The organism is Actinocorallia lasiicapitis (genome assembly GCF_054778695.1).
Window position 1 is genome coordinate 1 of the sequence record NZ_BAAGZI010000140.1, and the last position, 13,542, is coordinate 13,542.

The 13,542-nt window shown below is 69.2% G+C and carries 13 protein-coding genes and 1 pseudogene; 7 read left to right on the forward strand and 7 right to left on the reverse strand.

The genetic code is table 11. The features are described 5' to 3' along the window. Positions 1 to 153: 153 nt before the first annotated feature. From ACYVE7_RS17165 to ACYVE7_RS17180, 4 genes are all read right to left on the reverse strand, one after another. The gene (locus ACYVE7_RS17165) at positions 154 to 633 is read right to left on the reverse strand and encodes an RNA polymerase sigma factor (RefSeq protein ID WP_460365719.1); all 480 of its coding nucleotides are present in this window, start codon (positions 631 to 633) and stop codon (positions 154 to 156) included. 56 nt (positions 634 to 689) lie between these two features. Continuing rightward, on the reverse strand, positions 690 to 1,307 hold the full coding sequence (locus ACYVE7_RS17170) for a DUF4232 domain-containing protein (RefSeq protein ID WP_460365720.1): 618 nt from the start codon (positions 1,305 to 1,307) through the stop codon (positions 690 to 692). Beyond that, positions 1,304 to 1,834: a DUF6529 family protein gene (locus ACYVE7_RS17175; RefSeq protein WP_460365721.1), complete on the reverse strand. Its 531-nt coding sequence runs from the start codon at positions 1,832 to 1,834 to the stop codon at positions 1,304 to 1,306. Before ACYVE7_RS17175 ends, ACYVE7_RS17170 begins: the two co-directional genes overlap by 4 nt. A 63-nt stretch (positions 1,835 to 1,897) precedes the next feature. Then, positions 1,898 to 2,347, reverse strand: a complete 450-nt coding sequence (locus ACYVE7_RS17180; RefSeq protein ID WP_460365722.1) for a hypothetical protein — start codon at positions 2,345 to 2,347, stop codon at positions 1,898 to 1,900. A 391-nt stretch (positions 2,348 to 2,738) separates the two neighbouring features. On the opposite strand from ACYVE7_RS17180, the gene ACYVE7_RS17185 reads away from it, so the two are divergent. From ACYVE7_RS17185 to ACYVE7_RS17200, 4 genes are all read left to right on the forward strand, one after another. Continuing rightward, on the forward strand, positions 2,739 to 3,428 hold the full coding sequence (locus tag ACYVE7_RS17185) for a succinate dehydrogenase cytochrome b subunit (RefSeq protein ID WP_460365723.1): 690 nt from the start codon (positions 2,739 to 2,741) through the stop codon (positions 3,426 to 3,428). Then, entirely contained in the window at positions 3,428 to 5,377 is a 1,950-nt protein-coding gene (locus ACYVE7_RS17190; protein ID WP_460365724.1) for a fumarate reductase/succinate dehydrogenase flavoprotein subunit, read from the forward strand. Before ACYVE7_RS17185 ends, ACYVE7_RS17190 begins: the two co-directional genes overlap by 1 nt. Positions 5,378 to 5,391: 14 nt before the next feature. Then, the gene (locus ACYVE7_RS17195) at positions 5,392 to 6,135 is read left to right on the forward strand and encodes a succinate dehydrogenase/fumarate reductase iron-sulfur subunit (protein ID WP_460365725.1); all 744 of its coding nucleotides are present in this window, start codon (positions 5,392 to 5,394) and stop codon (positions 6,133 to 6,135) included. Positions 6,136 to 6,361: 226 nt separating this feature from the next. Continuing rightward, positions 6,362 to 6,814 (forward strand): hypothetical protein, encoded by a 453-nt coding sequence (locus ACYVE7_RS17200; protein WP_460365726.1) that lies wholly within the window; start codon positions 6,362 to 6,364, stop codon positions 6,812 to 6,814. 89 nt (positions 6,815 to 6,903) lie between these two features. On the opposite strand, the gene ACYVE7_RS17205 is transcribed toward ACYVE7_RS17200, so the two are convergent. The 3 genes from ACYVE7_RS17205 to ACYVE7_RS17215 are packed head-to-tail and all read right to left on the reverse strand — an operon-like array spanning position 6,904 to position 10,401. After that, on the reverse strand, positions 6,904 to 7,674 hold the full coding sequence (locus ACYVE7_RS17205; RefSeq protein WP_460365727.1) for a succinate dehydrogenase/fumarate reductase iron-sulfur subunit: 771 nt from the start codon (positions 7,672 to 7,674) through the stop codon (positions 6,904 to 6,906). Then, positions 7,671 to 9,557 (reverse strand): fumarate reductase/succinate dehydrogenase flavoprotein subunit, encoded by a 1,887-nt coding sequence (locus ACYVE7_RS17210; protein ID WP_460365728.1) that lies wholly within the window; start codon positions 9,555 to 9,557, stop codon positions 7,671 to 7,673. Before ACYVE7_RS17210 ends, ACYVE7_RS17205 begins: the two co-directional genes overlap by 4 nt. Positions 9,558 to 9,570: 13 nt before the next feature. Further along, positions 9,571 to 10,401: a hypothetical protein gene (locus ACYVE7_RS17215; RefSeq protein WP_460365729.1), complete on the reverse strand. Its 831-nt coding sequence runs from the start codon at positions 10,399 to 10,401 to the stop codon at positions 9,571 to 9,573. A gap of 259 nt (positions 10,402 to 10,660) precedes the next feature. Between ACYVE7_RS17215 and ACYVE7_RS17220 the strand changes: the two genes are divergently transcribed. The 3 genes and pseudogenes from ACYVE7_RS17220 to ACYVE7_RS17230 all read left to right on the forward strand — a co-directional run. Beyond that, positions 10,661 to 11,158, forward strand: a complete 498-nt coding sequence (locus tag ACYVE7_RS17220) for a DUF4282 domain-containing protein (protein WP_460365730.1) — start codon at positions 10,661 to 10,663, stop codon at positions 11,156 to 11,158. 51 nt (positions 11,159 to 11,209) lie between these two features. Then, positions 11,210 to 12,955: a serine/threonine-protein kinase gene (locus tag ACYVE7_RS17225; RefSeq protein ID WP_460365731.1), complete on the forward strand. Its 1,746-nt coding sequence runs from the start codon at positions 11,210 to 11,212 to the stop codon at positions 12,953 to 12,955. Positions 12,956 to 13,009: 54 nt separating this feature from the next. Further along, a pseudogene (locus ACYVE7_RS17230) lies at positions 13,010 to 13,542 on the forward strand (hypothetical protein); the annotation flags it as partial.

Below are 13,542 nucleotides of genomic sequence, written 5' to 3' on the forward strand. Positions count from 1 at the left end.
CGGCCAGCCGCAGCACAAGCCGGCGTGACGGCCCCCGCCTCGCCCGCGCCGGACGGACCGCCGCCCGCACCCGGCCCTCACGCCAGGGATCGGCGGGCAGATCACGAGCCGGATCGACGGGCCCGAGCAGGGTCCGCAGTTCCTCGAAATCGTTCATCGGCGGACCTCTCCCTCAGCGAGATGCTGCTCCAGCCGCTTCCTGGCACGGTGCAGCCGGACATGGACGGCCGACACCGTGATCCCGAGCATCTCGCCGATCGCCGGGGCATCCAGCCCCTCCCAGGCGACGAGCATGATCAACTCCCGGTCGTCGCCACCGAGACGGCGCAGCGCCGCCAAGGCCACCGAGCGTTCGGCGACGCCGTCCGCCGGGTCCGGGTGCGACGGCAGGGGAAGGCCGACGGAACCGCGGCGGTCGCGCGACCGGTAGCGGTTGGCGATCACATGGCGGGCCGTGACGTACAACCAGGGCAGCTCGTGGCCGTCCGGGACGTCGGCGATGCGCCGCCACGCGATGCCGAAGACCTCGCCGACGGTGTCCTCGACGTCGTCGGCGGGCGCGCGGCGCCAGACGTACCGCAGCACCTCGTCGTAGTGCCGTTCGAAGAGCCGGGTGAAGCGGTCGCTTTCCACGGTGGCCTTTGTCACGAACGGTCTGTGTCGGGTCGAGGCGGGTTCTTACCGATTGATCAGAGGGTTTTGGTGGAGGGGTAGATGGCGGAGATCTGGGTTTCGCCGCCGCAGGTGGTGAAGGGGTAGGGGACGGTGGGGTGGGAGGGGGTGCCGGGGAGGGTGAAGGTGAGGGCTTCGGGCTTGTGGCAGGGGGCGTCGCCTACGGGGGCGGTGCCGTAGACGAGGAAGAAGACGGCGGTGCCCGTGGCCGGGGCCAGGGTGGTGGGGGGCGGGGCGGCGCCGAAGTTCGGGTCGTCGGCGTCGATGGGGGTGACCTTGACGGCCTTGATCGGTTTTCCGTCCTTGACGGGCTGGGCCTGCGGACGTCCCGACAGGGTGCAGGGGGCGGAGCCCTTGTTGGTGATGACGAACCGGGTGTAGGTCGTGCCCGCGGCCGCCTGGCTCTCCCCTGCGGCGATCTTGAGTCCGGCGCAGGCGACCGGAGCGGCCGTGGCCGAGTGCGACGCCGTAGGTGAAGCCGAAGGCAGAGCCGAGGTGGGCTCGGCCGAAGGTGAGCTCACCGAAGGCGAGCTCACCGGCGTCGAGGAGGTGGCGGCCGGTTCGGGGCTGTCCGAGCCGTTGCCGCACGCCGCGGCCGAAACGGCCAATGCCAGGAGCGCGATGGTCCGTTTCATAGGAAGAACCATACGGACGACAGCAGCCACACCGCGACCAGAAGCACGAACACCGCACCGCCCAGCACCGGCAGCACCCACCCGGGCAGCCGCTCGACGCGCAGGCAGAGCATCTTCACCGTGAACGCCCCGAAGAACAGGCATCCGGCCAGCGAGTGCACCAGCACCCGGGTGTCCCCCGCCTGAAAGCCCAGCGCGTACAGGCAGTGGACGGCCACCGGTATCGCCAGCAGGAACGCCGCCCGCCCCGACCAGCGGTGCAGCCCGCCGATCCAGGAGGGCGCCCGGCCGAGCTTCCCGTACATCGACGCCGCCGACACCACCTGGACGAGCGCCAGCGCGAACGCCCCCGTCCCCATCCACGCCTTCGCGGCGCCCGCGCTGGAGAATCCGGCGAGCAGCACCCCGATCCCGGTCGGTTCGTGCACCCGCCCGTAGACGCCCGCGGCCAGCGCCACCAGCCCGCCCACCAGCGCCGGGACGATCAGCGCGACCGCCCCGCTCCGTTCGGTTCCCTGCTCGCTCATCGCTTCTCCGCGCTCATCGATCGGTCGGTTCGGGTGCAGTACGTGCCGGGCGGCCGGCGGAGATCAGGGCGCCAGCGGATCGGCCGGCGCCGCCGTGACCGGTGCCCCGCCGACGGTCGCGGTCAGCGAGCCGGTGTCGAGCGGCGGCGCGGGCGCGGAGCCGTCGGCCCCGGTGGCGAGCCCCGTCTGCTTGCCGTCCTGGACGATCCAGCCGATGACGGCCTGCCGGGTCGGCTCGGTCGCCCGGTAGAGCCCGCCGGGCTTCTGGACGATCTTGATCCGGTAGGTCCGTGACGCTCCCGCCACGACCACCTCGCCGGTGATCTCACCGCTCGCGGAGATCGTCCCGGTCAAGTTCGCGCCATTTTTGCCCAACAGCTTCAGCCCGTTCCCGGCGACCGGGCCCCGGTACCAGGCTTCCAGCCGGGACCCGTCGCAGAGATAGGCGATCGCCCGGTCCCCCGCGACGGTCACGGCGAGGGGCACCCCGTCGGCGTATCCGGCGTAGCTCACCGGTTTCACCGCCGCGGAAGGCGTGGCGGAGGGCGCCGGGGTGGCGGAACCCCCACCCGGTGAAGGGTTCTGGGAGGGCGCCGGTACGGTGCCATAAGGGAGCGCTTCGGCATCGCCCGAGCTGGCACGGAGGTCCGCCGCGAGGACGACACCCCCGAGAGCGAGCCCGGCGACGAGGGTGATCAGGGGCGAAGGCCGCTTCATACGGATCAGCCTGGACGTCCCAGGTCACAGTGGTGCACGGTTCCCGGTGACGATGTGAAGTCGGTCACGGGACAGGTATGGACCAGCACGCGTCAACCCCTGCTGGAAGCCATGCATAGCCTCAGGCTATGGAAATCAGATGGTCCATGACTTGGACCGCTTGAAAAGCAATTTGTACCGTTCGCGCGTGGCTATTGCGACGATCCCCGCTCTCTACCGGTCCACGGTAGGCAAGAAGGCGATCATGGCCGTCACCGGCGGCCTGATGTTCCTCTTCATCCTCGGACACATGATCGGCAACCTGAAGATCTTCTTCGGGCAGACCGAGTTCAACGCGTACGCGGCCTGGCTGCGTACCATCGGCGAGCCCGCGCTCCACGAAAGCTGGTTCCTCTGGATCCAGCGGGTGGGCCTGACGCTCATCCTCGTGATGCACATCGGCGCCGCCACCGAGCTGACGGTGCGCGCCAAGAAGGCGCGCCCGGTCAAGTACCAGCACCGGCAGCCGGTGAAGGGCTCCTACGCGGCCCGCACCATGCGCTGGGGCGGTGTGATCATCCTGCTGTTCATCGTGTGGCACATCCTCGACCTGACGGTCGGCACGGTGAACCCCGGCTACGTGCACGGCGACCCCTACCGCAACGTCGTGGCGGACTTCCAGCCCGACCGCTGGTACATCACCCTGTTCTACGCCGCCGCCGTCATCGCCCTCGGTTTCCACCTGCGCCACGGACTCGTCTCCGCGGTGCAGTCCCTCGGACGCAAGAACCCCAAGCACGCCAAGAACCTGAACCTGGCCGCGGCCTCGGTCGCCGTGCTGATCACCATCGGCTTCCTTGCCGTTCCCTTCTCCGTGACCGTGGGGCTGATCGACTAATGAGCGAGTTCTACCGTTCCGGCGAGCCGATCGCCGACACCAAGGCCAACAACGCCCTCCCCGTGGAGGAGCGCTGGACCAAGCGCAAGTTCGACGTGAAGCTCGTCAACCCGGCGAACAAGCGGAAGAAGAAGGTCATCATCATCGGGACCGGCCTCGCCGGCGGTTCCGCCGGTGCGACCCTCGGTGAGCTGGGCTACCACGTCATCCAGTTCTGCTTCCAGGACTCGCCCCGGCGCGCGCACTCCATCGCCGCGCAGGGCGGCATCAACGCCGCGAAGAACTACCGCAACGACGGCGACTCGGTGCACCGGCTGTTCTACGACACCGTCAAGGGCGGCGACTTCCGCGCCCGCGAGTCGAACGTCCACCGCCTCGCCGAGATCTCCACGCAGATCATCGACCAGTGCGTCGCGCAGGGCGTCCCGTTCGCACGCGACTACGGCGGAATGCTCGACAACCGCTCGTTCGGCGGCGCGCAGGTCTCCCGGACGTTCTACGCCCGCGGCCAGACGGGCCAGCAGCTCCTGCTCGGCGCCTACCAGGCCCTCATGCGCCAGGTGGACGCCGGCAACGTCGAGCTGCACGCCCGGCACGAGATGCTCGACCTGATCGTCGAGGACGGCAAGGCGCGCGGCGTCGTCGTCCGCGACCTGATCTCCGGCGAGATCAAGTCGTACACGGCCGACGCGGTGGTCCTGGCGTCCGGCGGCTACGGCAACGTCTACTTCCTGTCGACGAACGCCATGGGCTCCAACGTGACGGCCTCGTGGCGCGCCCACAAGCGCGGCGCCCTGTTCGCGAACCCCTGCTACACGCAGATCCACCCGACCTGCATCCCGGTCTCCGGCGACCACCAGTCGAAGCTGACCCTGATGTCGGAGTCGCTGCGCAACGACGGCCGCGTGTGGGTGCCGAAGAAGGCGAAGGACGAGCGCAAGGCCGCCGACATCCCGGAGGACGAGCGCGACTACTACCTGGAGCGCATCTACCCGGCGTTCGGCAACCTGGTGCCCCGCGACATCGCCTCGCGCGCCGCCAAGAACGTCTGCGACGAAGGCCGCGGCGTCGGCCCGGGCGGGCTGGGCGTCTACCTGGACTTCGCGGACGCGATCAAGCGTCTCGGCCGGGACGCCGTCGCCGCCAAGTACGACAACCTGTTCCAGATGTACGAGCGCATCACGGGTGAGAACCCCTACGAGCAGCCGATGCGCATCTACCCCGCCGTGCACTACACGATGGGCGGCCTCTGGGTGGACTACGACCTCGAGTCGACCATCCCCGGCCTGTTCGTGCTCGGCGAGGCGAACTTCTCCGACCACGGCGCCAACCGGCTCGGCGCGTCCGCGCTGATGCAGGGCCTCGCCGACGGCTACTTCGTCATCTCCCAGACCCTGGGCGACTACCTGGCCAAGAGCCCGACGGGCCCGGTCGCCGAGGAGACCGTCAAGGCGGCCGTGGACGGCGTCCAGGCGCAGGTCGACAGGTTCCTGTCGATCAACGGCGACCGGACCGTCGACTCCTTCCACCGCGAGCTCGGCCACATCATGTGGGAGTACTGCGGCATGGAGCGGACCGAGGAGGGCCTGACCAAGGCCATCGGCCTGATCCAGGACCTGAAGGCCGAGTTCTGGCGTCGGGTGAAGGTGCCCGGCACGGGCGAGGAGCTCAACCAGAACCTGGAGAGGGCGGGACGCGTCGCCGACTTCATCGAGCTCGGCGAGCTCATGTGCATCGACGCGCTGCACCGCGCCGAGTCCTGCGGCGGCCACTTCCGCGCCGAGTCCCAGGACGAGGACGGCGAGGCCAAGCGCGACGACGACAACTTCTCCTACGTCGCGGCCTGGGAGTGGACGGGCGGCGAGTCCGACGGCCCTTCCGTCCCCACCCTGCACAAGGAAGAGCTCGTCTTCGAGTACGTCAAGCCGAGCACCCGTTCTTACAAGTAAGAAGAGACGACGTAATGAAGCTGAAGCTCCGCGTCTGGCGTCAGAAGAACGCAGGCGACAAGGGTCAGATGGTGACCTACGACGTCGACGGGATCTCCGAGGACGCCTCGTTCCTCGAGATGCTCGACGTCCTCAACGAGAAGCTGATCGTCGAGGGTGAAGACCCGATCGCCTTCGACCACGACTGCCGTGAGGGCATCTGCGGCATGTGCTCGCTGGTGATCAACGGCCAGCCGCACGGCCCGGAGAAGAACACGACCACGTGTCAGCTCCACATGCGCAAGTTCAAGGACGGCGAGACGATCGACATCGAGCCGTGGCGCGCGAAGGCGTTCCCGGTGGTGAAGGACCTGGTCGTCGACCGGTCCGCGTTCGACGAGATCATCGCGGCGGGCGGCTACATCTCGGTGCCGACGGGCGCCGCGCCGGACGCGCACGCCACCCCGGTGCCGAAGCCGGACGCCGACAAGGCGTTCGTGGCGGCCGAGTGCATCGGCTGCGGCGCGTGTGTCGCGGCCTGCCCGAACGGTTCCGGTTCGCTGTTCCTGTCGGCGAAGGTCTCGCACCTGGGTCTGCTGCCGCAGGGCCAGCCGGAGCGCGACAGCCGGGTGCTGAACATGGTCCAGGCGCACGAGGACCTGGACTTCGGCGGCTGCACCAACACCGGTGAGTGCACCGTGGCGTGCCCGAAGGGCATTCCGCTGGAGTTCATCGGCCGGATGAACAAGGACTGGCTGCACGCCGCTTCGCAGCAGTAGCGGTCCGGTCTTCCGCAGAACGAAAGGGGCGTCCCGCGCGGACGCCCCTTTTGTCACTCCTGAGCGGGTTTCACAAACCCACTTGTGGCTATCGTTCCGCCCACTTTCCCCACGGAGCACCCGAAGGTGGAAAAGCTTCACCTTCCTCACTAGTCTGGTGCGGCACTCCCCACGCGAGGGGCCGAGCCCTCCCTCGCCACCCCCCCACCGCACGAGGAGTCCCACGTTGCGCAAGCCCGCTCTGATCGCCGCCACCCTGGCTCTCGCCATCACCCCGGCGCTGACCGCGATCGCCCCCGCCCACGCCGCCCCCCGGGCGCTGCCCGTGGCCGTCGAGGAGCTGAGCCTGGTCGAGCAGATCCTGCAGACCTTCCCCGAGCCGATGGCCGCCGCCGCGCGCGCCGTCCTCGCCGGCCAGCTCGACCAGGTCTTCGTCCTGTTCGGTGAGGCACTCAAGCTGACCCCGACCCAGATCACCACGATCATCGCGAAGATCCAGGAGATCGTCGGCCAGTTCGGCGGCGGCGTCCCCGTCCCCGAGGCCCCGGCGGGCACCACGGCCGTCCAGAACCAGAAGGTCGCCTGGACCGTCAACAGCCTCCTCGACGACGCCGACGGCAAGAAGTCCGGCCCCATCGCCGCCAACCTCCTCCTCAACGCCGTCCTCGCCGCCAAGTAACACCGAGCGAGCAGCACCGAGTTCGACAAGAGAGCAGGGCCCCTCGCGGAAGGCGAGGGGCCCTGCTCTGTTCGGTCAGGCCGTGCAGGTCAGGCGGTGGGGGTGTCTTCGCCCTTGCGGACGATGCCGAGTTTGGAACCCAGCCAGACGAGGGGGTCGTACTTCTTGCCGGCCACGCGTTCCTTCAGGGGGATCAGGGCGTTGTCGGTGATCTTGATGTGTTCGGGGCAGACCTCGGTGCAGCATTTGGTGATGTTGCAGTAGCCGAGGCCGAAGTCGTCCTGGGCGATCTCGCGGCGGTCCAGGACGTCGGCGGGGTGCATCTCGAGTTCGGCCACCCGCATCAGGAAGCGGGGGCCCGCGAAATGCTCCTTGTTCTCCTCGTGGTCGCGGATCACATGGCAGACGTTGTTGCACAGGAAGCACTCGATGCACTTCCGGAACTCCTGCGAACGCTCCACGTCGATCTGCTGCATCCGGAACTCGCCCGGCTTGACGTCGCCGCCGTCGAACGACGGGACCTCACGGGCCTTCTGGTAGTTGAACGAGACGTCCGTGACCAGGTCGCGGATGACCGGGAAGGTCCGGACGGGCGTGACGGTGATCGTCTCGGCCTCTTCGAAGGTCGACATGCGGCACATGCACATCAGCTTCGGCATCCCGTTGACCTCGGCCGAACACGAACCGCACTTGCCGGCCTTGCAGTTCCAGCGGACCGCCAGATCGGGGGCCTGGGTGGCCTGGAGCCGGTGGATGACGTCGAGGACGACCTCGCCCTCGTTCACCTCGACCTCGTACTCCTTCAACTCGCCCTCGCCCGAGTCGCCGCGCCACACGCGGAACCTTGCCAGGTAACTCATGACGGCAGCTCCTCCTCGGTCAGGTACTTCTTCAGCTCGGAAGTCTCGAACAGGGCGAGCAGGTCCTCGCGCATCGGATCGACCGGCTGGTGCTTCAGCGCGACCTGGCCGCTGTCGGACAGCCGGCAGACCAGGTTGACCTTCCGCCACTCCGCCGACATGCCCGGGTGGTCCTCCCGGGTGTGGCCGCCGCGCGACTCCTCCCGTTCGAGGGCCGCCCGCGCCACGCACTCCGACACCAGCAGCATGTTCCGCAGGTCGAGCGCCAGATGCCAGCCCGGGTGGTAGCCGCGTCCGCCGGGGCCCGCGTCGACCACGCCGACGTCGGCGACCCGGTCGCGGAGCCGGCCCAGCGCGTCGAGCGCGGCCGTCAGCTCCTTCTCGGTGCGGATGATGCCGACGAGCTCGTTCATCGTGGTCTGGAGCTCGGCGTGCACCGTGTACGGGTTCTCGCCTTCGGGCCGGGTGAACGGGTCGAGGGCTTCGGCCGTCGCGGCTTCGACCTCCTCGGCGGGGACATCGGGGCGGGCGTCCATGGCGTCGATGTAGTCGACGGCGCCCGCGCCCGCCCGCTTGCCGAACACCAGCAGGTCGGTGAGGGAGTTGCCGCCGAGACGGTTGGAGCCGTGCATCCCGCCCGAGCACTCGCCGGCCGCGAACAGGCCCGGCACGAGGGTCGCGCCGGTGTCGGCGTCGACCTCGACCCCGCCCATCACGTAGTGGCAGGTCGGTCCGACCTGCATCGGCTCGGCCGTGATGTCGACGTCGGCCAGCTCCTTGAACTGGTGGTGCATCGACGGCAGCCGCTTGATGATCTCAGCGGCGGGCATCCGGGACGACACGTCCAGGAAGACCCCGCCCTGCGGTGATCCCCGGCCGGCCTTCACCTCGGAGTTGATCGCCCGCGCCACCTCGTCGCGGGGCAGCAGCTCCGGCGGGCGGCGGTTGTTGTCGGCGTCGGTGTACCAGCGGTCCGCCTCCTCCTCGGTGGTGGCGTACTGCTCCTTGAACACCTCGGGGATGTAGTCGAACATGAACCGTTTGCCCTCGGAGTTGGTGAGGACGCCGCCGTCACCGCGCACCGACTCGGTGACCAGGATGCCCTTCACCGAAGGCGGCCAGACCATGCCCGTCGGGTGGAACTGGATGAACTCCATGTTGAGCAGCGACGCCCCGGCCAGCAGCGCGAGCGCGTGGCCGTCGCCGGTGTACTCCCAGGAGTTGGAGGTCACCTTGAACGCCTTGCCGATGCCGCCGGTCGCCAGCACCACGGTCGGCGCCTCGAACACGACGAACTTCCCGGTCTCCCGGACGTAGGCGAACGCGCCGCAGATCTTGTCGCCGTTCTTGAGGAGACGCGTCACGGTCGTCTCCGCCCAGACCCGGATCCTGGCCTCGTAGTCGCCGAACTCCTTGTGGTCCTCCTGCTGCAGCGCGACGATCTTCTGCTGCGTGGTCCTGATCAGCTCCAGGCCCGTCCGGTCGCCGACGTGCGCGAGCCGCGGGTAGGAGTGGCCGCCGAAGTTCCGCTGCGAGATCTTGCCGTCCTTGGTGCGGTCGAACAGCGCACCCCACGCCTCCAGCTCCCACACCCGGTCGGGGGCCTCCTTGGCGTGCAGCTCCGCCATCCGGACGTTGTTGAGGAACTTCCCGCCGCGCATCGTGTCGCGGAAGTGGACCTGCCAGTTGTCGTTGCTGTTGACGTTGCCCATCGCGGCGGCCGCACCGCCCTCGGCCATGACGGTGTGCGCCTTGCCGAACAGCGACTTGGAGATCACCGCGACGCGTTTGCCGCGCATCCTGGCCTCGATCGCCGCGCGCAGCCCCGCGCCGCCCGCGCCGATCACGACGACGTCGTACCTGTGTCGTTCGATTTCTGTCATGGGGGGTTTCTTCCTAGTTGAAGAAGCGGAAGTCGTTGATGGTGTCGGAGGCGACGAGCATCACGTAGAAGTCGGCGACGACCAGCGAGCCGAGCGTGATCAGCGCGTACGTCCCGTGCCGGGTGTTGAGCTTCGAGACCCAGGTCCACAGCTTGTAGCGGACGGGGTTCTTCGAGAAGTTCTTGAGCCGGCCGCCCGTCACGTGGCGGCAGGAGTGGCACGACAGCGTGTACAGCCAGAGCAGGACGACGTTCGTCCAGAGGATGACGGTGCCGACGCCGATGCCGAAGCCGCCGTCCTTGCCGTGGAACGCCTGGATCGCGTCCCACGTGTTGATGAGCGAGATCAGGCCGGCGGCGATCCAGAAGTAGCGGTGCAGGTTCTGGCCGATCAGCGGGAAGCGCGTCTCGCCGGTGTACTTGCCGTGCGGTTCGCGCACCGCGCACGCCTGCGGCGACTGCCAGAACGCCCGGTAGTAGGCCTTCCGGTAGTAGTAGCAGGTGAGCCGGAACCCCAGCAGGAACGGCAGCGACAGCAGCGCGTACGGCACGATCGACGGGACGCTCTTGGGGACGAACGTGCCGAACTCGCCCGCGTTGCCCGTCACGCCGTCGAGGGTGATGTTGTTGCAGGCCTCGTTCACACAGGGTGAGTAGAACGGGGTGAGGTAGTGGTATTCGGGCACGAAGAAGGCGCTGCCCCACATCGCCCGGACCGTCGCGTACGCCACCCAGGCGGTGAAGAGGGCGAACGTGAACCACGGGTACTGACGCCAGTTGTCCGTTCTGAACGTCTTCTCTTTGATCTGTGCGCGCGTCTTCGCGGGCGCGTCAACCGTCGCCATCGCCAGCCTCCTTCAGCTCCCGGACCGCGGAAGGCAGACCCTACGCCCGGTGAACGAGGGTGTGACACAGATAACAGAGACCGATTTAGGTGTGATGCTGATCACACATCACTTTGGGCGAGTCGATAGCCGTCGGCTATGGACAGCACGCAAACGGAGCATCGGATTCGGACGGTCCGATTGTCGTCGGGTCATACTCCGTTAATCGGAGGAGGGGCGTTAAAGCGGCCTGCGGGGCGGTGAGCCTTACGCTGAACCCATGACGACCCCGTCCGATCCGGCACCTCGGTTCAATCCCCAGCAGTACGGCTACGGCCAGCCGACACCGCCCCAGCAGCCGCCGCCCCGCCCGCACGAGCAGCAGTGGCAGACCGGGCCGCAGGCGCAGGTGCCGCAACAGGGCGCGCCGGACAGCCCTTACGGTCCTGGAGCCTCCGGCGCGGCCGTCCCGCAGATCAAGCGGAAGGGCCTGATCGGCTCGCTGCTCGACATCAGCTTCGACGCCATGGTCACCCCGATGATCGTGCGCGGTTTCTACATGCTCGCGCTAACGGTCATCTCGCTGCAGTGCCTGTTCTTCCTCATCATCGGATTCGTCATCGTCGAGAAGGACTGGGGCTGGGTCTGGGGTCTGCTGATGATCTGCGCTTCCCCGCTCGTCTGGCTCGTCGAGTCTCTCGGCACCCGGATGGCGTTGGAGTTCGTGATCAATCAGTTCAAGATCACGGAGGAGTTGAAGAAGCTCAACCGGAAGTAGCCGCGGGATCGGGCTCTCGGTCGGCGGCGGGGCGCGCGATAGGCTCGGGCGGTGGACGACCCGCAGTGGACGCGCAGGGATCCCGGCACCACCAGCCGGGACGTTCCGGGACCGCGGCCCGAGCCGCTGGTACGGCTGCCGGGAGCGCTCGCCGGACGGTTCGAGGTGGACGGTGAGCTGCCCGTCCAGGGCGCCGAGTCCGATCTGCTGCTGGTGCGGGACGCGCAGGGCGGGCCCCCGGCGGACGGGGCCCCGGCGAACGAGTACGTCGTGAAGCTGTACCGGCGCGGGTACAGCGCCGACCGCGAGGTCTGGGCGGAGCTGCCGCGCCTCACCTCGCCGCACATCGTCCGGGTGCTGGAGACGGGCCACGCCGACGGCCGCGACTACGAGATCATCGAGTATCTGCCCGACGGCAATCTCCGCGACCTGTCCGGCCGGCGCAGGGTCGATGTGACGACGGCGGTCCGGCAGCTCGCGGACGGACTGGCGGCGCTGCACCGGGCGGGCATCGTGCACCGCGATCTGAAGCCGGAGAACGTGCTGGTGCGCGGCGCCGAGCTCGTCATCACGGACTTCGGGCTGAGCAAGGTCCTGGAGCAGAGCGTCGTGTTCGCGTCCTCCTCCCGCACGCTCGCCTACGCCGCCCCCGAGTCGCTGTCCGGCCAGGTCTCCCCCGCCCGCGACTGGTGGTCGCTCGGCATGATCGCGCGTGAGCTGGCCACGGGCCGCCGCCCGTTCGACGGCATGAGCGAGACCGTCGTCGTCGACCATCTCGCCACCCGCCCGATCGACAACACCGATCTCCCCGACCCGCGCGTCCGCCTCCTCTGCCAGGGCCTCCTCACCCGCGACCCCCGCCACCGCTGGTCCTTCCCCCAGGTCGACGCCTGGCTCCACGGCGACACCCCGCCCGTCCACGACCTCCCCGTCCCCACCCAGCACCGCGCACCACACGACCGGCCCGGCACCGCGCCGCACGACCGGTCCAGCTCGGCTCCGCACGACCGGTCCGACTCGGCTCCGTACGGGCCGCCCGGCACCGCACCGCACGATCGGTCCGACTCGGTGCCGTACGGGCGGGCTCCGCTCGTGCCCGACCCGGGCGCGGGGTCGGGGCGGGGACCGGGTGGGCCGCCGAGGACGTTCGCTGAGGAACTACACGCGCGGGAGGCCGCTGAGCTTGAGCAAGCGCGGCTGGAGTTGTGGGAGCGGCGTGAGCAGGGGCGGAAGGCGGGGGCCGGGCGGGCGCGGTTGAGGGCGGTGCTCTGGTCGCTTGGCTTTCTGGCGGTGTGGACGGCGGGCGGCTTCGCAATCGAGGCGCTGTTCGGCGGTGAGGCGAGCAACGGCACGGCCGGTGTCGGGAGCGTGCAGCGGGCGTCGGAGGTGCCGTTCGGTCTGCTGCTGGCGGCGGGCGGTCTGGCCTGGGCGGTGTCCTGCGCGGTCGAGATCGCCGTCGCGTCCCGGCTGGGCGGGGAGTATCTCCTGGACGGCCCGTGGGCGGCGTTCGCCCGTGCCGGGCGCCTCCTCAGCGGCGGCCTTTCGAAGACGTCCCGGGCGATGTCGAGTACCGCCCAGCGGACGGGGGCGCGCGGCTGCGGCCTCGCCCTGGTCGCCGCGACCATCCCGTTGATCATGCTGCTGATCCTGGTGTCGATCCTGAGTTCGCTGGCCTGGATGCTGTGGATGCTGGTCATCGCGATAGCGACCGTCGGGCACGGGATCGGCGCGGGGGTGCGGACCCACCGGTGGAAGCAGGCGCACGAGGCGCGACGTGTGCGGGCTCTCGCCAACTGATCGGCGTCGCGCGCCGTCCAACAGCATGACGTCACAGCGGAAGAAGGGGGCGGAGTGAGCAGCGGAGTCGAAGCGGAGATCGCGCTCGACGCGGCCGTCATCGCCAGCCTGGGCATGAACCGGCTGCTGGGGGCGGGTGCGGGCGCGGGCGCGAAGGCGACGTCGGCGTTCGCGCGGCTGGCCGAGAAGAAGGCCGGTGCGCGCGCCGAGGAGCTGGCCGAGATGCAGCGGTACGAGCGGGCGCTGCGCGAGGTCGTCGACCGCAACGCGCGGATCCGTGCGCTGGCCGCCACCCAGGCCGCGCTCGGCACGCGCAGCCCGCTGCCCGAAGAGCTCGTCCTCGAGGCGCAGCCGTTCGACACGCTCGTCGCGTGGTGCGCCGCCGCCGACCAGGCCCTCGACGACGCCGAACGATCGATCGCCGCCGAACTCGCCGGCCACTCCGTCGACGAACTGGTCCGTCCCGTCGAAAATCCAGCCACCGCGGACCCCGCGGTCCACGCCACCCGCCGCGACGGCTCGGAGCTCCCGCCCCGTCAGGCCGGCCACGAGCAGGCCGTCCCCGCTTCACCCCCGACAAGTCCACC